General features: G+C 69.3%; 17 protein-coding genes and 1 pseudogene. 12 read left to right on the top strand and 6 right to left on the bottom strand.

The window, feature by feature from the left end; all coding sequences use genetic code 11:
* Positions 1-3: 3 nt before the first annotated feature.
* The gene (locus CSW60_RS16975) at positions 4-282 is read right to left on the bottom strand and encodes a DNA -binding domain-containing protein (protein ID WP_066685885.1); all 279 of its coding nucleotides are present in this window, start codon (positions 280-282) and stop codon (positions 4-6) included.
* 74 nt (positions 283-356) lie between these two features.
* Here CSW60_RS16975 and CSW60_RS16980 point away from each other — a divergent pair.
* A pseudogene (locus CSW60_RS16980) lies at positions 357-1,363 on the top strand (DUF2285 domain-containing protein).
* Positions 1,364-1,500: 137 nt separating this feature from the next.
* On the top strand, positions 1,501-1,890 hold the full coding sequence (locus CSW60_RS24435) for a transcriptional regulator domain-containing protein (protein ID WP_365874468.1): 390 nt from the start codon (positions 1,501-1,503) through the stop codon (positions 1,888-1,890).
* Here the strand turns inward: CSW60_RS24435 and CSW60_RS16985 are convergent.
* Positions 1,784-2,263: a helix-turn-helix transcriptional regulator gene (locus CSW60_RS16985; protein WP_066685886.1), complete on the bottom strand. Its 480-nt coding sequence runs from the start codon at positions 2,261-2,263 to the stop codon at positions 1,784-1,786. The genes CSW60_RS24435 and CSW60_RS16985 overlap by 107 nt on opposite strands.
* 348 nt (positions 2,264-2,611) lie before the next feature.
* Here CSW60_RS16985 and CSW60_RS16990 point away from each other — a divergent pair, with 348 nt between their 5' ends.
* The 5 genes from CSW60_RS16990 (at position 2,612) to CSW60_RS17005 (ending at position 6,163) form a co-directional block, all read left to right on the top strand.
* On the top strand, positions 2,612-3,271 hold the full coding sequence (locus tag CSW60_RS16990; protein WP_236634306.1) for a GntR family transcriptional regulator: 660 nt from the start codon (positions 2,612-2,614) through the stop codon (positions 3,269-3,271).
* A gap of 67 nt (positions 3,272-3,338) precedes the next feature.
* On the top strand, positions 3,339-3,458 hold the full coding sequence (locus CSW60_RS16995; RefSeq protein ID WP_082769428.1) for a hypothetical protein: 120 nt from the start codon (positions 3,339-3,341) through the stop codon (positions 3,456-3,458).
* A gap of 115 nt (positions 3,459-3,573) precedes the next feature.
* Complete coding sequence (locus CSW60_RS23215; protein ID WP_137803582.1) at positions 3,574-3,693, top strand: hypothetical protein; 120 nt, start codon at positions 3,574-3,576, stop codon at positions 3,691-3,693.
* A 62-nt stretch (positions 3,694-3,755) separates the two neighbouring features.
* Positions 3,756-4,409, top strand: coding sequence for a lasso peptide biosynthesis B2 protein (locus CSW60_RS17000; RefSeq protein WP_201723078.1), 654 nt, complete (start codon positions 3,756-3,758; stop codon positions 4,407-4,409).
* Positions 4,406-6,163: a lasso peptide isopeptide bond-forming cyclase gene (locus CSW60_RS17005; protein WP_066685995.1), complete on the top strand. Its 1,758-nt coding sequence runs from the start codon at positions 4,406-4,408 to the stop codon at positions 6,161-6,163. The genes CSW60_RS17000 and CSW60_RS17005 overlap by 4 nt, the downstream gene beginning before the upstream one ends.
* On the opposite strand, the gene CSW60_RS17010 is transcribed toward CSW60_RS17005, so the two are convergent.
* From CSW60_RS17010 to CSW60_RS17025, 4 genes are all read right to left on the bottom strand, one after another.
* Positions 6,150-8,639, bottom strand: coding sequence for a prolyl oligopeptidase family serine peptidase (locus CSW60_RS17010; protein ID WP_099538413.1), 2,490 nt, complete (start codon positions 8,637-8,639; stop codon positions 6,150-6,152). The genes CSW60_RS17005 and CSW60_RS17010 overlap by 14 nt on opposite strands.
* Before the next feature lie 48 nt (positions 8,640-8,687).
* Entirely contained in the window at positions 8,688-11,777 is a 3,090-nt protein-coding gene (locus tag CSW60_RS17015; protein WP_099538414.1) for a TonB-dependent receptor, read from the bottom strand.
* Positions 11,778-11,899: 122 nt separating this feature from the next.
* Positions 11,900-12,961: a FecR family protein gene (locus CSW60_RS17020; RefSeq protein ID WP_066686001.1), complete on the bottom strand. Its 1,062-nt coding sequence runs from the start codon at positions 12,959-12,961 to the stop codon at positions 11,900-11,902.
* Positions 12,962-12,973: 12 nt separating this feature from the next.
* A complete protein-coding gene (locus CSW60_RS17025) occupies positions 12,974-13,501 on the bottom strand; it encodes an RNA polymerase sigma factor (protein WP_082769633.1) in 528 nt (175 codons plus the stop codon).
* Positions 13,502-13,632: 131 nt separating this feature from the next.
* Here CSW60_RS17025 and CSW60_RS17030 point away from each other — a divergent pair, with 131 nt between their 5' ends.
* The 5 genes from CSW60_RS17030 to CSW60_RS17050 all read left to right on the top strand — a co-directional run bounded on the left by CSW60_RS17030 (position 13,633) and on the right by CSW60_RS17050 (position 17,554).
* A complete protein-coding gene (locus CSW60_RS17030; RefSeq protein WP_082769634.1) occupies positions 13,633-13,842 on the top strand; it encodes a helix-turn-helix domain-containing protein in 210 nt (69 codons plus the stop codon).
* A gap of 77 nt (positions 13,843-13,919) precedes the next feature.
* Positions 13,920-14,150 carry a helix-turn-helix domain-containing protein gene (locus tag CSW60_RS17035; protein WP_066686015.1) on the top strand — a complete coding sequence of 77 codons (231 nt, stop codon included), beginning with the start codon at positions 13,920-13,922 and terminating at the stop codon, positions 14,148-14,150.
* Between the two features lie 298 nt (positions 14,151-14,448).
* A complete protein-coding gene (locus tag CSW60_RS17040) occupies positions 14,449-15,015 on the top strand; it encodes a hypothetical protein (protein ID WP_066686005.1) in 567 nt (188 codons plus the stop codon).
* The gene (locus CSW60_RS17045) at positions 15,012-16,388 is read left to right on the top strand and encodes a 7-cyano-7-deazaguanine synthase (RefSeq protein ID WP_066686007.1); all 1,377 of its coding nucleotides are present in this window, start codon (positions 15,012-15,014) and stop codon (positions 16,386-16,388) included. The genes CSW60_RS17040 and CSW60_RS17045 overlap by 4 nt, the downstream gene beginning before the upstream one ends.
* On the top strand, positions 16,385-17,554 hold the full coding sequence (locus tag CSW60_RS17050; protein ID WP_066686011.1) for an XRE family transcriptional regulator: 1,170 nt from the start codon (positions 16,385-16,387) through the stop codon (positions 17,552-17,554). The genes CSW60_RS17045 and CSW60_RS17050 overlap by 4 nt, the downstream gene beginning before the upstream one ends.
* Positions 17,555-17,561: the final 7 nt, after the last annotated feature.

Genomic DNA, 17,561 nt, shown 5'->3' on the forward strand with positions numbered 1-17,561 from the left:
CCACTAGGCTTGGCCCGTCTTGGCCGTGAGGAGGTCCTTGTAGCCGGTCGTCGTCATCCACTCGGCCCGCTTCAAGTGCGTCTCCCAGCAGGCGCGGGCCGAGGCCTCATCCTGGGCGGCGTCGCGGTGCAGCACCAAGAGCGCGACTTCGCGCCAGTCAGCCTCGTCCCGGCGGGCGTCGAGCAGGCGCAGGTAGACGACCAGATGCTGTAGGTCGTAGTCCGTCAGGCTCTCGGACCAGGGCGCCAGGTCGGCGATCTCAGGATCGAGCACGGGCGCCATGCGCGTCCTCCGTCTGGTCTTCGTCTTCGTCTGGACGGTCCCGCCACAGCGTGTCGGGGCCGTCCAACCCGGCGATGAATGACCCGGCTTCCGCCCAGGCGCAACCGGCGCCGACGCCGGCCGCCCCTCGACAGCCCTTGGACCTTTGGCCAGACTTTTAGTCCTGCGCCATGATGAGCGGGTCGCCATGTCGGCGGATCGGACGCCATTGCCGCCCTGGAGGTCCCAAGAGGCCTATCGCCCCCTGCTCGCGGCCGACCCGTCGGTGTGGGCCTGGGAATTTGGGCGACGACAGGCCGTGGCCGAGGCGCAGGATCTGGCCGGCGTCGTCCCGGGTCTCTGTTTCGTGGGCGAAGGCCCAGGCGCCGACCCGGTTCCTACGGTGCTTTGGCGCTGGCAAGCCGACAGTTCGGTGCCGGTGCTGAGCCTGACACCGGCGATGGTCGAGGATCCAGACGCCCTCGATCTGCGCGGGCTCGACTTGGCCGTCATCGTGGTGCGCACGCAGGATGGCCATCAACACGTGATGGTCAGCGACGGCGCGCGGCGTCTTCGCTTCGCCGTGGCCGACGGCGACGTCCTGGCCGGACCCGTGCGTTGCCGGTTCCATCTGCCCGCCTATAGCGTCGGCGTGGCGTCGATGGACGGCCTGCGTTCGCTGATCGCGTTGCGCGACACCGGACGACTGTCATCGGTTGGACGAGGTTCGCGCTCGAAGGCCACGCGCTGGGTTCAAATGCTTCGGGCGCACGACGCCCGGCGCGCGGGGGCCAGCCAGCGCGACATCGCCATGCTGCTGTTCGGGGAGGCCCGGGTTCACGAGGATTGGGGCGGCCGATCCGACTATATGCGCATGCGCGTCCAGCGCTTGCTGCGCGCCGCCGAGGATCTCGTCGCGGGCGGCTACCGCGCGCTCTGCGGCCTGCGGCCGGCCCGCACCGATCCGCCCAAGACCGTCGAGGTCTGGCGCTCCGCCGGCTGGAGAGGCGGGAGCGCGGTCATGCTGCTGCTGTCCGGATCTTTCCTGGGGACATCGTGTGCGCTGACGGGAGATCTGCACGGCCTGTGCCGGCTTTGGTAGACGTCGTGCAGGAAACCGGTAGGCGTGGACGGGAATTCGGCGCGGACCGCACGACGGCGCCAATTTTCCGGCGCGACCGCCGAGCCTCGCGGCGCCGGTGATTCCGGGGCGAGCGGATCAGGCGCTTCAATAAAGCCATGGCCAAGCCCCTCGTCGCCGCCGTCCCGCCCCCGCTCGTCCCGGAATCCGTGGAACCAGCCGGCGTCGCCCTGTGCCTGGCGCGTCTGGCCTGGGAGTTCCTGCGACGAAATCCTCGCTACCGCGCGGACTATGCGCGCCTGCGAGCTGGCGCGATGGAGACCCTGCCCGGGCACTGGGGCTTGCGGGCGCCGGTCGATCCGGACGCGGTCGACATCGCCGTCGATGCGATCTGGCGCGGCCCACCAATCCTCGACGTTCCCCGCCAGCGGCGGGCCAGGACTATTCGTCCGGTGGCAGCATCCTTGGCAGATTCTCCGCCAACCAGCGCTCGGTGTTCTCGTCCCGCTTGTCCAGATGATCCTCGAGACTGTCGAACGGGCGCTTGAACGCCTCGATCAGGATGGCCGGGCCGATGTGGGTCATCCGGTCTCCGACCTTGTCGCTGAACCGACGGAACGAGGCCAATTGAATGGAGACGATCTTATTGTCCATGCTGCGCAGGGCGTGGTCAGGCGAGCCGAGCATCAGCGTGTCCATGATGCCGGCCGGATCGCTGTCGGTGGCCTCGCCGAACCGCCAGATCTTGGCGATGTCCAGCGGACCCTGGCCAGCTTCGAAGCTGTAATAGCTGCGCAGCGGCATGCCCATGGCGTCGGCGACCGCGCGGGCGCTCATGTGGCGCAAGCCGCGGATCAGTTTCAGGGTCTTTGACAGGAGCTGGCGCTGACGCTCCAGGTCCTCGGATGCGCGTTTGACCAAAGCTGTACTCGACACTGGCTACAGACATGAGTCCTCACGCGAACCCATGGTCAAAGCACAACCCTACGTATTCCGGGCTGTTGGGCCACATTTAATGTCGCCTGGCCGACCACCAAGCGTGTTCATCCGTGTCCGTGCGAATTTTCCGGAAGGCCGTACCGGATTCCTGCACGGTTCATGCAGACTGGCGGTTCGGCGGCGAACCAGAGGGCGGCCCGACGTCGAAAAACGGCGTCAAACGCTGGAAGTCGCCGAGAAATGCGCTCGCCGACGTGTTCGCCCGCGTCGAAGGGTCGACCCGTCGCCGTCAGAGTTGAAACTGGCGAGGCGGCATCGCGGACCAAGACCTTGCCTCCATCGCGCGACTCCTTCGGCCTGGCGCTGGCCGCTTTGCGACGTCGTCTTCGCCTGGGCGTGGACGCGCCCGGCGCGGCCCTGCCCATCAACCTGATCGCGGCGGAGCTGCGCCTGTCCTCGACACCGGTGCGCGAGGCGCTATCGCGATTGGCGGGCGAAGATCTCGTCGAGAAACGGGGACCGGCCTACACCCGGCCCCACCTCGACGGCCCGGCCTTGGCCGAACTCTACCACCTGCGCCTGCTCTATCTGGCCGCGGCCCTGGCGCCGGACGCCGAGCGGCGCGCCAAGCATCGTCAATGGCCGCCCCGCGCGCCCTTTCGCTTCGCCGCCGATCTCGCCGAGCCCGCCCATGACCCCGCCGCGATCCTCGAGGCGCTGTTCCTCGAAATTGTGCTGGGGGCAGACGACCTGATGCTCGCCCAGGCCTATCAGCGCACCGCCGAACGGCTGGCGCCATTCCAGCCGATCGAGGCCCAACTGTTCGCCGATCTGTCGGCCGAGGCCCTGGGCGTCGTGTCGGCTTTCGAGACCGGTAACGGGGCGGCGCTGAGGAGTGCGGTGCGCTCACACCACCGTCGGCGGATGGGCGCCGCCCACGCCATCGCCCGCCTGGCTGGGGGCGGAAAATATCGACCGGATATCGTTTGAATATCAAACAGGCGGGGCGCTGGCTTGAGAGGCCGCGATCGGCGGCGTTTCGAAAAAGGAGCCTGCCATGACCTCCATTACCCCCCGTCTCATCCTGCTGCGCCTGGGCGCCGCCAAGGCCCTGACCCTGTCCATCGAGGAGGGCACGATCAAGGAAGCCGGCAGCAGCCAGTACTACTTCGTCTGACCCGGCCGCGGCGACGCGCCCGGTCGCGCCGCCCATCGCCTCGTCGGCGTTCCTGCCGGCGAGATCCGTAACGCCGCCGCGTCTTTGATGCGGCCCCACAGCGAAAGTCAAAACCATGTCCAACTCCACCACGACCCTTCGGGTGATCCGCCTCGGCGGCGCGCTCGATCTGACCCGCTCGGTCGACGACGAGGGCCTGCGCGAGCCGATGCAACCCCAGCTCGCTTGGTTCTGAGCGATCGGTCCTGCCGCGCGGCCGCCGCGCCGCGCGACAGGGCAATCGGCTGGGAGGCCGCGATGGCGCTGTGGTTGGCCCGCGATGTTCATGCTGCGGCGATCGACGAGGACATCGTCTTTCTCGATGTCGCCGCCGACGCCTACCTCTGCCTCGTCCAGGCCAGCTTGCTGGTGGCGTTGGACGACGGCGGCGCGGTGAGCCCGCGCGACGAGACGTCCGCCCAGACCTTGATCGAGGCGGGCCTGGTGACGCACACGCCCAGGCTGGCGGTCCGGGCGATCCCGCTCAAACCCACCCTCGATCTGCGCGGCGCCGCCCGCCGTCCACGCCCGCGCGAAATCGCCGCCGGCCTGCTCGCCAGCGGCGCGGCGGCGCGCGATTTCCGTCGCCTCGACTTCGCGCGGATCCTGGAGCGCGCGCGGCGCGGCCGCCAGCCCGGCGCGACGTCGCACGACGCCGCCCACCATGAAGCCGTGCTGGACGCCGCCGCCGTCTTCGCGGTCCTGCGGCCCTGGTCGCCGGTCGGCGGCGCCTGCCTCAAGCGCAGTTATCAGCTCCTGGGCTATCTGCGGCGCCTCGGGCTCGACGCCGACTGGGTGATTGGCGTGCGGACCTGGCCGTTCATGGCTCACTGCTGGCTGCAGTCCGGGCCGGTGGCGCTGGACGACGATGTCGAACGCCTCATCGCCTACACCCCGATCCTGGCGGTCTGATGGGCGAGTATCTCGCCATGGTCTGGCCCCGAGGCGTGCCGAGCCAGGCGGCCGAGGCCAAGCGCGCCGCGATCGAGGCCGAGGGGGACTGGACCCTGGCCCATCGCGCCCACGAGATCGCCGTCTACGTCCGCGGCGCCCGCCCGCCGGTCGTCCGGGCCGTGCCAAACCAGGGCGGGGCCGTGATCGGCGACCTCTTCGACACCGCCGCGACCCGCGAGGGCCGCGCGCAGGATTTCCCGCTTCACCTGATGGTCGGCGTGGCGCCTGCCGACGCCGCGCGGCTCCTGATCCGCCATGCCTGGGGGCGCTACGTGGCGATCCTCAAGGCGGGCGATGCGCCGCCCACGCTGTTGCGCGATCCGACCGGGGCGCTGGACTGCCTGACCTGGGTTCGCGACGAGGTGACGTTCATCGCCTCGATCCCGCCCGCTCAGGGCCCGTGCGCGCCCGAGGGGCTGGCGGTCGACTGGACCAAGGTCGGCGACCTCCTGGCCCGCGGCAATCTCTGGAGCGAGATCTGCCCCTTGGCGGGCGTGGTCGCCATCGGCCCCGGCACGATGCGGGCGGGCTGGGACGCGAGCCAGGCGACCCGGCTGTGGCGACCGGCCGATCACGCGCGGCCATCTCGAACCTGGCTCGATCCCAAGGGCCTGGCCGATCTGGTCGACGCCTGCGTGGCGGCCCTGGCCAAGGATCGTTCCTCCATCCTGCTGGAAATCTCCGGCGGCCTGGATTCGGCGATCGTCGCCGCCAGCCTCACCCGCTGCGGCGCGCCGGTGGTCGCGGCGATCAACGCCTACTGGCCGCAGCGCGAAGGCGACGAGCGGGCCTGGGCCCAGCGCATCGCCGATCGCTTCGGCTTTCCGTTGGTGACCAGTTTGCGGGGCCTGATGGCGGTGGACGGGGCCGTGCTGGATCAGACCGCCGGCGCCGGTCGGCCGGGCCTCAACGCCCAGGACCCCGACCTCGATCGTGACCTGGCCGAGCAGTTGCGCAAGGTCGGGGCGCAGGCGTTGTTCACGGGACAGGGCGGGGACGGCGTCTTCTACCAGATGGGACATCCGGCCCTGGCGGCCGACATCCTCCAGGGACGCCCCACGCCGGCTGGTCGCGCGGCGTCCCTGGCCATGCTGGCCCGGCGCACCCGCACCACGGTGTGGTCATTGATGGCGCGCGCGATGCAGCCCTTGGCGCGCTTGTCCCCGGGGATCCCGCCGCCGAGCTTCCTGGCCGACGGCGTGGCCTTGCCGCCGCCGCATCCCTGGGTGGCTGACCATCGCGGCGTCAGTCCGGCCAAGCGCATCCAGATCCGCGGCCTGACCAACATCCAAACCGCCTACGGCGACAGTCTGCGAGGCCGGGCCGCCGACCTGATCCATCCCCTGATGGCCCAGCCGATCATCGAGGCGTGCCTTTCCATCCCCGCGCCGATCCTGGCGCTCGGCGCGGTCGACCGGCCGTTCGCCCGAGCGGCCTTCGCCGATCGCCTGCCGCCCGAGAGCCTGAAGCGCCGCTCCAAGGGCGACGTCACGGTGTTCTTCTCCAAGAGCCTGGCCGCCAGCCTGCCTGCCCTGCGGCCGTTCCTGCTCGACGGGCGGCTGGCGGCCAAGGGCCTGATCGACAGCGACCGGCTCGAACCCCTGCTGCATCGCGAGCCGATGATCTGGCGCGATTGCGTGGGCGAGGTGATGCTGGCCGCGACGGTCGAAGCCTGGGTCCGGGCGTGGGAACGGAAGATCACGACGGTCTAGCCGGTGCGCCGCCGGCGTTCGGACTGGTCGCGCCGTCGCCGATCCGTTCGTTCAGGAAGTCGAGCACGCGGCGATACTCGTCGGCGATGTTGCCGGGCGTCAGCACGACGTGGCCTTCGCCATGATAGGTCAGCAGCATCGCATCCTTGTCCTGCCGGAAGAGCGCCCCGAACATGGTCAGGGCCTGGGCCGGATCGCCGTCGAGGTCGCCCATGATCAACATGACCGGCGCGGTGATCTTGTCGGCGAAGAGGACGGGGCTATTGCGCAGGTAGCGTTGCGGATCGCGCCAGGGCGGCGCGCCCATCCGTCCCTGGCCCAGCTCGGCCCAGCCGGCGTCGCCCATCAGGCTCACCCCGGCCTCGGGCAGCACCGTCGCCGACAAGCTCTTGCGGGTGTAGTGGCCGATCAGGTCGGCGGAGAAGGCGCTGGCGACCACGGCCTTGAAGCGCGGGCTCTGGGTCGCGGCGGTCAGCACGGTGTAGCCCCCGTAGCTGTGGCCCATCAGGGCCAGGCGGCCGGCGTCGATCGCCGGTTCCTGGGCCGCCGCCGCATCGACGACGTTCAGGATTTGGTCGGCCAGGCCCTGGGCCGGCTCACGATCCGGATCGATCGGCAGGCTGGGCAGCAGAACCGCGTAACCGGCGCCCGCCAGGATCTGGGCGTTGAGGAACACCTGCCGGGCCGGGGCGCTCTGGCTGGCCGGCGGGCCGGGATAGTCGCGGCCCAGATACGGGATCGTCACCAGCGGCGCCTTGCGGCCGGTCGGCAGATCGGGCGGCAGATAGAGCCAGCTGGTCAGGGCCTGGCCGCGCGGACCCTGGTGCCTGATCGCCAGCGGCCGCGCGAAATCCACCTGCGCCAACTGGACGTTCAAGGTGGCCACGGTCTGGGGCGAACGATCGCGGCGGCGCAGGACCACGCGTTCGACGCCATGCGCGTCACGGCCGAGGCTCGCCACCGCGCCGGCCTGTCCGGCCGCGGCCAGCACGCTCTCGCCTGGCGCGGTGGTCAGACCCAGGCGCCGCAGGCGATGGTCGCGCACTTGGCCGAGGTCCTGGCCGTCCGGGGCCGGCAAAGCCAAGGCCAGGGCCTCGACGGCGGGGCGGTTGTTGAACGCCAGGCGCTCGCCCCCCGTCGCGCCGGGACCAGGAATGCTGGCGCCGCTTCCCAGCAGCTTGGCCCGGCCCTGACCGTCGATCCGCCAGAGCTTGCCGGCCTGGGAGACGATGATGGCGTTCGAGGACGTCGCTTCCAGCGTGCGCGGACCCGGCGGCAGGCCCAGGGTCAGGGGACGGGGGCCCTCCGCCGTCCAGCGCAGCCAGTCGGTCTGTCCCGCCGACGCGCCCGGCGCCCGCGCCAGGATCAGCGGATCCTCGCCCATCCAGTCGGCGCGCGGCACGCGAGAGCCGTAGCGCGTGGTCGCGGCGCTGGTCTGGGCGGCCGGATTCTCCAGGGGCTGCGCGCGCTGGGCCGCGGCGTTCAGGCGCCAGTAGCGCGCCGCCGTCCAGTCGCTCGCGTCGGGCTTGGCGAAGACGAGCAGTTGCAGGCCGCTCGGCGACCAGGCCAGGAGATCGGTGGCGACCTCGCAGGTCGGGCACGGCGACCAGGTCGCGCCGCTGGTCAGATCGACCACCACGACCCGCCGGCGCCGGTAAGGATCGGTGGTGTAGGCCGGGCGCGAGGGATCCGGATGCAGGGTCTCGGCCTCGACGAGCATGGCCGCCCGTCGCCCGCCCGGCGCTACCTCCAGGTCGATGAACGCCCCTTGCGCCAGAACGCGGCCCTGGCCGGTGGTCGCGTCGACCGCCACCAACCGTCCCGGCGCGGCCGAGGGCGTGCGCTCAAGATAGCGGCCGGCCCCGAGCAGGGTCACGCCGGGGCGGCCGTTTTGCGTTTCCCGCCATTTGTCGATCAGGCGGTCTTGCGTCTGGGCGCCGGTGAGCGCGCCCATCGCCGGGGCGTCCGGGTCCTTGGCCAGGACGACGAGCCGGTCCTCGCCCGCCCACTGCATGGAGCGACCCCAGACGTCGGAAGTCGGGAAAAGCCCCGTCCACATGACCGCCCCCGTCGCCAGGGTGACGATCCCGACTTCGAGGCTGGCGCCGCGCGCCCGGATCACCGCCATCCGCGCCCCCGACGGCGCGAAGGGCCCCGGCGTATAACCATAGGCGCCGAGGCGATCGCCCGCGCCTCCGTCGGCCTCGCCCAGCAACGGGCGGGGCGGACCATCGGTCCGCAGGTCGACCACCGACAACCGCGTGATGGTCATCGGCGTGTCGAACTCCAGCGCCCACGAGGTCGCCGACCGGTACGGGGCGGTGGTCGGGACGACCAGCCAGCGCTGGGAGGGGTCGATGCTCACCGTTCCCAGCCGCTGCTGGTTCAGCAACTGGTCGACGGTGAACGGCGTGGCCTGCGCCGCGCCGGTCCCGAAAAGGGCGCAGGCGAGCAGGCGCGGCGCGAGGCGGCGCATGGGAAAACTCCGGATGACGGGGTTGGGATCAGGGGCGCGGGCGCGCCGCTACCAGGTCTTGGTCAGCTGCAGGGTCACCGTGCGGCCGAGGGGATCGGCGTTGGCCGGGTCGTAGCCGACGCCAAGGTTGGAGTCGTAGAACGGCGGATCGTCGTCCAGCAGGTTCTGGACGTTCAAGGCCAGCGAGAGGCCTCGCATCGGCCCGGTCTTGAAGCCGTAGGTCAGGTTGAGATCGGCGGTGGTCCACGGCTTGATCCGGCCGCCGGTCTCGGTGCGCAGATCACCGACATGGCTGAGCGCCGCCGTGGTGGTCAGGGCGCCGTGGGTCCAGCTGGCGGCGGCCCGCAGGCGCAGGTCCGCGGGCTGGCCGGCGACCCCCGCTTGCTGCACGGCGCGGGCCTGCGGCGTGATCTTGCGCTGGTAGTCGACGAGCCAGGTGACGTCGGCGGTGAGCGCCAGCGGATCCTTGCCGAGCTGGGCGGCGTAGCGCGCCGAGATGTCGAAGCCGCGCACCCGCAGCTGGCCGGTGTTGACCCAGCGCCCATCGATGATCGCCGCGTAGGACTGGGCCGGGAAGATGCCTTGCGCCAGGGAGCGCGGATCGTCGATCAGGGCCTGGATGCGGGCGAGATCGGCGGGGTTGCTGCCCGGCGAGACCAGGCTGACGAACGGGGCGAATTCCGGCGCGGTCAGCACCGTGGAGAGATTGTCCAAGCCGGGCTGGCCGATGCGGTCGGTGAAGCGGGTGTCGAAGCCCGTGACCGACGCCTTGAACCGGGGCCAGCGCGCCGGCGCCAGTTCAAGGGTCAGGGTCTTGGACGTCGCGGTCTCGGGGCGCAGGTCCAGATTGCCGCCGTAGAGGATCATCACGATGGTGTCCTGGCCGTTCCGGGTCAGGGTGGTCGGCGCATAGATCTGCGGCTCGTTCAGCTCGATCAGGGCCGGGGCCCGGAAGGAGGTTCCGTAGCTGGCCTTGACCGTCAGGCCCGCGGCCGGCGACCAGATCACCCCGACCTTCGGGTCGGTGCTGGCGATCTCGCCATAGTCCTCGCGCCGCACGGCCGCCGACAGCTCCAGCCGTTGCAGCCCGGGCCGCACGAAGCCGCCGCCGAAGATCGGCACACGCACTTCGGCGAACGCAGCATCGATCGTGCGGTGGACGTCGCGCCGCGCCACCTCGGTCGGGACAAAGCCCGAGGTCAGGCTGACGCCGCCGGTCTTCAGGGCCTCGCGACGGATCTGGCCGCCGACCGCCAGGCCGACCGCCCCGGCCGGCAGGGTGAAGAGTTCGCCGTCGAGCTTGAGATTGACTGACGCCGTCTCGCCGCGCGTCTTGCGCGTCAGATAGCCGCCGCTGATGAAGTCGAGGACCGTCCTGGGGTTGGAGCCCTGGCCGATGAACGGGTTGAAGAAGCCGTTGGCCGCCGTGCTGAACGGGGTGGCGGCGTTGTTGGCGGTGGTCCCCAGGGCCTCGGACAGGTAGCTGGTGTTGACGAGATTGTCGGTGCGCGAGCGGCCCTGCTCCAGGCCATAGGCGCCGTAGGCGTCCAGCCGCCAGGTCCCCGGCAGACGTTCCTGGCCGCCGAAGCTGAGGCCCAGGGTGTCGGCCACGCCGTTGACCCGCTGGCCGCCCAGTTCATTGAGGAACGAATAGGCGATGCGCTCGGAGGTCTGGCCGGTCGGCGACACGAAATAGGGGTTGTTGCGGTTGACCGTCAGGGTGGGGCTGGAGGCGACGCTGCGGTTGGTGAACCGGCGGCGCGTGGCCCGCGCGTCGGCCGACAGCGACACGCCGGCCGTCAAATCCTGAGCCAAGGCGACATAGAGGCTGTCGAGGCGTTGGCGCGGCAGCACGTCATAGGCGCCCAGCTGGTTTTCCAGATTGACCGTGCCGGCCTGGAAGCTGGCCGGCGTCAGCCCCGTGCCGTTCTGACCGGCGGGGATCGCATAGGCCGGGACCAGCACCCCGGCGGCGTTGGCGCGCAGGATGGTGCCCGGCATGCCGTAATAGCGGCGATGGTCCGTGCCGCCGAGGGCGCGCAGGTCGGCCTGGCCGGTATAGTCCCGGTCGCGCCCCTTGAGCCGGTCACGGGCGCTGTGCTCGTAGCTGACCACCAGATTGCCGCTGTCCCAGTCGTGGCCGACCGTCTGGCCAAACGACCACTGGCTGGCTCCGCCCTGGGTCGTTCCGCCGACCAGGGCCCGGGTCTCGGCGCCTTCGAAGCGCTTGCGCAGCACGATGTTGACGACGCCGCCGACCGCGTCCGAGCCGTAGAGAGCCGAGGCCCCGTCGAGCAGCACTTCGATGCGCTCGACCGCCGCCATCGGGATCGACGAGACGTCGGCGAAGTCGCCGCGCAGGCCTGTTCCGGCCAGGCGGCGGCCATTGACCAGCACCAGGGTGGCGTCGGTGCCCAGGCCCCGCAGGTTCACCCCGGTGGCCTTGTTGGAATTGGTCCCGGTCGGGTCGGCGCCGGTCGAGCTGGCGTCCTCGTTGCCCAGGCCCCCGAACGCCTGGGGCAAGGCCGAAAGCGCGTCGGCCACGCTGGTGCGGCCGGCCCGGTCCAGGCTCTCGCGATCCAGGATGATCACCGGCGAGGCGCTGTCCTTGGCGCCCCGGATATGGCTCCCGACCACGATCTCCGACAGCAGGGTCGGGTCCTCCGGCGCGGCCTGGACCAGCGGCGGGACGGGCGGCGCGTCGGCGTCGGTGTCCTGCGCGCGCGCCGGTCCGGCCGTCGAGATCAGCTGGGCGCGGGCCCGCAACACGAACACCTTGCCGGTCATCCGCTGGACCTCGAGATCGACCCCGACCAGCAGCCGGTCCAGGGCCTGCGCGGCCGTCATCCGTCCGCTGACCGCCGGCCCGCTGCGGCCGGCCACCATCTCGCTGGTGAACAGGATCTGGGTTCCCGTCTGGCGGCCCAGCGCGAACAGCGCCGCGCCCAGCGGTCCCTTGGCCAGGCGCACCTCGACCACGGGATCGGCGGCCTGACTGGCCTTGCTCGACCGGGCGGGCGCGTTGGCCTGGACATCCTCCATTCCCGAGGCGTTTGGGGCCGCCAGGGCTTGTCCGACCCACCCGGTGGCCAGCGTCAGGCAACTGAGCCCCAACAGGCTTTGACGATAAGCGCGCATCGTTCACATCCCCCCGCCGCGCGCACGGGGCCGCCACGATGGCGGTCTCTCGCCGGGGCGCGGCGGGGGTAAGACTCCTGGGAGGGCGTCACACCCTACCGGGATGCGAAAGATTTATGACGTCAAGCGGGGCCGGAGCGTTCGGCGGTCAGTTCGACGCCGCCGTCCGGGCGCGGGACGCTCTTGAGGTCCAGCAAGGCGGCCATCCCCCGGGCGAAGGTCTCGGTGTCGCCGGCGTCGAACTCGCCATTGACCCGCTGGTCCGCCGGCGCCCCGGGACCCAGCACCACCTGGCGACGGCTGTAGCGATTGACCTCCGCCACCGCCTCGGCCAGGGGCACGTCCTTGAAGGTCAGGCGGCCGCTGGTCCAGCCGGTGGCCGCCGCCACGTCGACGGCGACCGGTTTGACCGGCGCGGCGCGGACGACATCGACCCGCTGTCCCGCCGACAGGATCACCGGCGCGGGCCGCGCCGTGTTTTGCGCGCCGGCCTGGCTGACCTGGACGCGGCCCTCGGCCAGGGTCACCCGCACCGCACCGTCGGCCCGATAGACCTCGAACCGCGTGCCGATGGCCCGCACCGCCGTGTCGCCGGCCGTGACGACGAAGGGACGCCCCGCGTCATGGGCGACGACGAACATCGCCTGGCCCTTGTCGAGGATCAGGCTGCGCTGGGCCTTGGACAGCCGCACGCGCACCTGGCTGTTGGTGTTGAGTTCGACCGTCGAGCCATCGGCCAGGCTGATGGCCCGCCGCTCGCCGATCTCGGTCCGATAGGTCTGCTGGCCGGCCTGGCCAAGCAGCACCGCTCCGATCACCGCGGCCGCGGCCAGGGCCGCGCCGACGCCGAGGGTCCGGACGCCGCGGCCTTGGCCGAGGCCTCGCAGCCGCGCGCCGATCCCGCGCGGCCGGCGCGCGGCCGTCTCGGCGATGGCCTGGAGTCTCGGATCGTCGGCCAGGGCCCGCACGCCCGTCGTCAGGGCTTCGATGCGGGTGTAGGCGGCGTCATTGAGGCTGTCTTCGCGCCAGGCGAAGAAGGTCGTCAGGTCGGCGTTGCTGACCCGTTGGGCGCTGAGCTTGGCGTACCAGGCGGCCGCCTCGTCGCGCGCGCGCTTGTCGTCGGCGCTGCGGGGCTCCCCGCCGCCCGGCTGGGCGCTTCTGGCCTGGGTCTTGTCATCGATCATGACGTGATCCGCCTAGCTCCGGATCATGTCGGCGCATCGGGCGATAGCCTGGGTCATTCGCTTTTCCACCGCCTTGACCGAGATGCCGCGCAGCTGCGCGATTTCCCGATAGGTGAGGCCCCTGACATGGTTCAGGGCGAAAACATCGCGCAACTTGGGCGGTAAGGCGAGCAACATCTGTTCGAAAAGGATCGCCTGCTCCTGGCTGGCGTCGATCGTCTGGTCGGCCAGGGTCTTGTGGTCGGGATCGGTGGGGACCTCGCGCGCGCTCCGGCGGAAGCGGCTGGCCGCCAGGTTCAGGGCGATGCGGGCCAGCAGCGACTTGGGACTGCGGACGGGCCGGGGCGGCCGGTAGTCGTGGACCCGCAGCCAGGTGTCCTGGGCGATGTCGTCGGCGTCTTGCGGATAGCGGCGCGCCAGGAGCGCCGTCAGCCAGTCGCGATGGCGCAGATAGGCGTCGGCGAGCGGCGGCGTCCCGCCTTCCGAGGGCTGGGTGTCAGGGGCGGTGATTTGACCATCGAGCGGAGACATAAACCGCATTCCAAGCCGAATGATGCGGGCGGAATCCGGATCGAGCCGTGCCCGCGTGAGCGTCGCGAACGCACGACGATATTCCTCCACTTTACTCATAGTCTATTCACAGTCCAGCGCCGAGCGTGCGCCTTCCGACCATGGATTTTCTGGCCGTGGTGGGAGCGAACGTTCGCACCCTGCGGGAGGCGAGAGGCCTTCCGCAGGACGAACTCGCACACTTGGCCGGTATCCACCCCACCTATCTCTCAGGCGTCGAGACGGGAAAAAGAAATCTTAGCATGAAGGTGCTTGAGCGCTTGGCGTCAGCCCTTCGGGTTCCTGAAACCGATCTTGTAATTCGGCGCTGACGGACGCCCGGTCGCGAAGGGCCGAGACGCTTTTGTGGTCACTTTACTTATAGTCTATTCCGCATCGCGGCGGGATGATGCGCCGTCGGAGCATGGATCTCCGAGTGGTCGTAGGGGCGAATATTCGCGCCTTGCGGGAGGCGCGTGGCGTCCCGCAGGACGAACTCGCCCATGTCGCCGAGATCCATCAGACCTATTTGTCCGGCATAGAGAACGGGAAGCGCAACATCAGCCTGCGTGTCCTTGAGCGGTTGGCGGCCGCCTTGGCTGTGACCGAAGCAGAGCTTGTTCGCCGGAAGGACCGGTAGCGAGAAGTAGGGCGTCTCGCGCGCAATGCGCGCGATCGCGCTCTACGGCACCAGACGCGGCATGCCGCGCTGGCCGCCGCCGAGCCCGCTTCGCGGTCTCGGCCCGTTCGGGTGACGATCGCTGACGCGGAGGTCCGAGCTGTTGGAGGTAATTACAGCCGGTCTGGCTCGTCTTCGATCGTTAGGCGCAGCAGGCCATCAGCCGGTTGATGGGTCTGACAATGTCAGGCGTCGAACGCGGTTCATTTGACATTGTCGGAAGAATCGAGCATTCATCCTGACATTGGAGGATGCCTGCATGAGCGACGGCCCTTACAAGACTTTGAAAATGAGCGCGAAATGGCGAGCGCTAGCGAAGGTTGCCGGCAACGCCGCACATAGTGCAGCAGAGGTGGCTGAGGCCATGCCGGCCGCGTTGGCGGCCGATTGGCGGGAGATCGGGCAACCATTCCTACGTCAAATGCGCGCCGCTCTCGGGGACGACGATCGCGGCGTACTTATTTCCGAGATCGCAAAGCACGAGGTGGCCCGCTTGCGGGTCCAGGCGACAAATCCGATGGAAGCCCTACTCGCGGACAATGCGATGGACGTCTTGCGCGACGGCTACCGGGGTGCAGCTGCGTTCGAGGAGGCGGCTGCCGCGACTATCGCGGAGCGCGCTGATCGCGGCTTGCGGCAAGTCGAGGAACACTACCGTCGCGAAGCCTCCCAGGGTAAGGCGGCGGACATCCGCGGGCGCCTAACCGAGTCGGTTCAGGCGACGGACCTGAAGGGCCTCGCGACTGCCCTGGCCGCGGGAGTTTCCGCCCGTGACTTGACCGTCCCAACTGACAGGTCCGGTCTTGATGAAGGAGTAAGCTTTTGACCGCCCTCGCCATCCGCCTGGTCGACGAGACCATGTTCGTCGACGTCGTCGACGAGGGAGTCCGGGTGCGTGACGAGGCCGAACTCGCCGCGCTAGGCGACGCTATCCGCCTGTCGACTGAGGGGCTGGAAACCTACTTTTTTTCCAAGTGGCGTCCCGAGCTCTTTGATCTTCTCGTCGTCGCAGCGGCGGCGGAATACTGTGACGCCGCCAAGGCGCGCTCGACTGTATCATGGTCCCGGACCTTCGATGTCCGCGTTGCTGTGCACGATGTACAGCTGTGGTCGTCAACAGCAGTCAAATCGGCATTGGAAGGCGCGCTGACCTTCCTCACTGGCGATACCTGGACCTTTAGTTTCGTGGCGCGCCGGCAGAGCGCTCAGGGCATCCGCCAGGCGAGCCTCGAACTGCCGGCTGAGGCTAAGGCCATCATGCCATACAGCGACGGTCTAGATTCTCGGGCTGTCCACGCGATCACCGCTCAGGCTGTCGGCCGCGCCGATCTGGTTCGTGTACGTCTGGGCTCGGTGGGGGTCGACGACCCCCAGCGTGAGCGCCGCCGTGCGGCGTTTACCCTCGTGCCCTACAAGGTCCAGGTTCCGCAGCGTAAGGAATCGTCAGCTCGGTCTCGTGGCTTCAAGTTCGCCGTGGTGACCGGTGTGGCGGCGCAGATCGCCGGTGTGGACCGGATCATCGTTACCGAGAGTGGGCAGGGCTCCTTCGGTCCGATGATGGCCGTTAGCGGCCAGATCTATCCCGACTACCGTGTCCACCCGCTATTCACCACCAGGGTCGAGCGCCTGTTCGAAGCACTGGTTGGCTCGACCGCCCACTATGAATATCCGCGGCTATGGTCCACTAAGGGCGAGACCCTGGCGGAAGCGGCGGCGCTGCCCCACCCACCGTCCTGGTCAGATACTCGCTCCTGCTGGCAACAGTCGCGCCACGCGTCCATCGATGGACGTCGTCGTCAGTGCGGCATCTGCGCGGCGTGTATGCTTCGGCGCATGAGCATGTTCGCCGCCGGATTGGCAGAGCCGGCCGGTGCCTACATCTGGGAAAACCTGTCGGCCTCGACCTTTGAGGCGGGTGCTGTGGAGGGCTTCATCGGGATCACCGACTCCATGCGGGAGCACGCTATTGCAGGCATCCTACACATGGATCACATGGCGGACCTCGCTATCGCGCCGAGCGCGGTGCGCGCCGTACGTCGCGTTGCTCGCGAGACAGCCGAGGTCCTGAACCAGGATCCAGTCGAGATCGAAGGGCGCTTGCGCTCACTCCTTACCCGTCACGCCGCCGAATGGCGCCGGTTCTTGGACTCTCTGGCGCCGGAGTCCTTCGTGCGGGACCTGTCGGTCGTCCCGGCATGACCGAAGCACTTTCCCCAATAGAGGTCGGCGAACGCTTACGGATCGCTCGGGAGGCGGCGAAGGTCACCCAGGCTGCCGCTGCGGCCGCGCTGGAAGTGGCGCGCACCACCGTGGTCGCGATCGAGCAGGGCCAACGTCGCGCCAAGCTGGATGAGCTACAACGCCTGGCCTCGCTCTATGGGATTTCAGTGAACGCCCTGCTGAGGCGGGAGGCTGTCCAAGTCGACCTCAAACCGCGCTTTCGCCGAATGGGGGAGCAGGATGACGGCGTAGAGGGTGCGGTCGCACTCCTAACCACCTTGGTGCAGGCTGAACTGGAACTTGAAGATCTTTTGGGCGTGCGCCGGCCGCGAAACGATCCGCCGGAGCGACCGTTGATGCCGGGTGATGTGGTCCTGCAAGCCGAGCATGACGCAGCAGAGCTGCGTCAGTGGCTGGGGATCGGCCAAGCGCCGGTCTACGACATCGTCTCCTTGCTGGAACTTCAGCTTGGCGTCAGGGTTTTCGTCCGACGCCTTCCCGCCAAAGTGTCGGGCCTCTATGCCTATGACGAGGCGGCCGGGCCTTGCGTTCTCCTAAACGGGGCCCATCCACGCGAACGCCGAGCGCAGACCGGGGCTCACGAACTGGGTCACCTCGTCTCTACTCGACGAGCACCCGATGCTCTCTATGACGGATCGCCCGAAACGAGTCGCGAGGAGCGATACGCGAACGCATTCGCCCGAGCCTTCCTGACTCCCGCCCGCGCAGTCATGGCGATGTTCCGGGACGTTACCGCCGGAAGTTCTCAGTTGACCCGACGCCACGTGATTGTCTTGGCCCACGCGTTCGGCGTAGCTCGCGAAGCCATGGTCCGTCGCTTGGAAGAACTAAGCTTAACCAAAGTCGGGACTTGGGACTGGTTCGAGCACAACGGCGGGATCACCAACGATCAGGCGCGCCAGGTTCTCGGCGAAGCCTGGGGTGCCGACGCGCGCCAGGCCGATGCTGCCCGGCCGGTGTCGTTGCGTCTGGGCATGTTGGCGCGTGAGGCCTGGAGACAGAACCTCCTCAGCGAAGGTCAGCTAGCCGGTTTGCTGCAGCTCGATCGCGTCGAGATCCGCGAGCTGATCGACGCCTTCGAGGACGAGGAGGTCGATGACGCGCCCTCTCGTCCGCTGATCTGAGGCCCGC

The sequence above is a fragment of the Caulobacter sp. X genome, assembly GCF_002742635.1.
GTDB lineage: Bacteria > Pseudomonadota > Alphaproteobacteria > Caulobacterales > Caulobacteraceae > Caulobacter.

Excerpts from the sequence above, each read along its gene's own strand:
- CSW60_RS17010 (WP_099538413.1), bottom strand. The coding sequence starts at position 8,639 with ATGCGCCGCCTCGCGCCGCGCCTGCTCGCCTGCGCCCTTTTCGGGACC.
- CSW60_RS17020 (WP_066686001.1), bottom strand. The coding sequence starts at position 12,961 with ATGATCGATGACAAGACCCAGGCCAGAAGCGCCCAGCCGGGCGGCGGG.
- CSW60_RS17025 (WP_082769633.1), bottom strand. The coding sequence starts at position 13,501 with ATGCGGTTTATGTCTCCGCTCGATGGTCAAATCACCGCCCCTGACACC.
- CSW60_RS17015 (WP_099538414.1), bottom strand. The coding sequence starts at position 11,777 with ATGCGCGCTTATCGTCAAAGCCTGTTGGGGCTCAGTTGCCTGACGCTG.
- CSW60_RS24435 (WP_365874468.1), top strand. The coding sequence starts at position 1,501 with ATGGCCAAGCCCCTCGTCGCCGCCGTCCCGCCCCCGCTCGTCCCGGAA.
- CSW60_RS17040 (WP_066686005.1), top strand. The coding sequence starts at position 14,449 with ATGAGCGACGGCCCTTACAAGACTTTGAAAATGAGCGCGAAATGGCGA.
- CSW60_RS23215 (WP_137803582.1), top strand. The coding sequence starts at position 3,574 with ATGTCCAACTCCACCACGACCCTTCGGGTGATCCGCCTCGGCGGCGCG.
- CSW60_RS16975 (WP_066685885.1), bottom strand. The coding sequence starts at position 282 with ATGGCGCCCGTGCTCGATCCTGAGATCGCCGACCTGGCGCCCTGGTCC.
- CSW60_RS17000 (WP_201723078.1), top strand. The coding sequence starts at position 3,756 with ATGGCGCTGTGGTTGGCCCGCGATGTTCATGCTGCGGCGATCGACGAG.
- CSW60_RS16995 (WP_082769428.1), top strand. The coding sequence starts at position 3,339 with ATGACCTCCATTACCCCCCGTCTCATCCTGCTGCGCCTGGGCGCCGCC.
- CSW60_RS17030 (WP_082769634.1), top strand. The coding sequence starts at position 13,633 with ATGGATTTTCTGGCCGTGGTGGGAGCGAACGTTCGCACCCTGCGGGAG.
- CSW60_RS17050 (WP_066686011.1), top strand. The coding sequence starts at position 16,385 with ATGACCGAAGCACTTTCCCCAATAGAGGTCGGCGAACGCTTACGGATC.
- CSW60_RS17035 (WP_066686015.1), top strand. The coding sequence starts at position 13,920 with ATGCGCCGTCGGAGCATGGATCTCCGAGTGGTCGTAGGGGCGAATATT.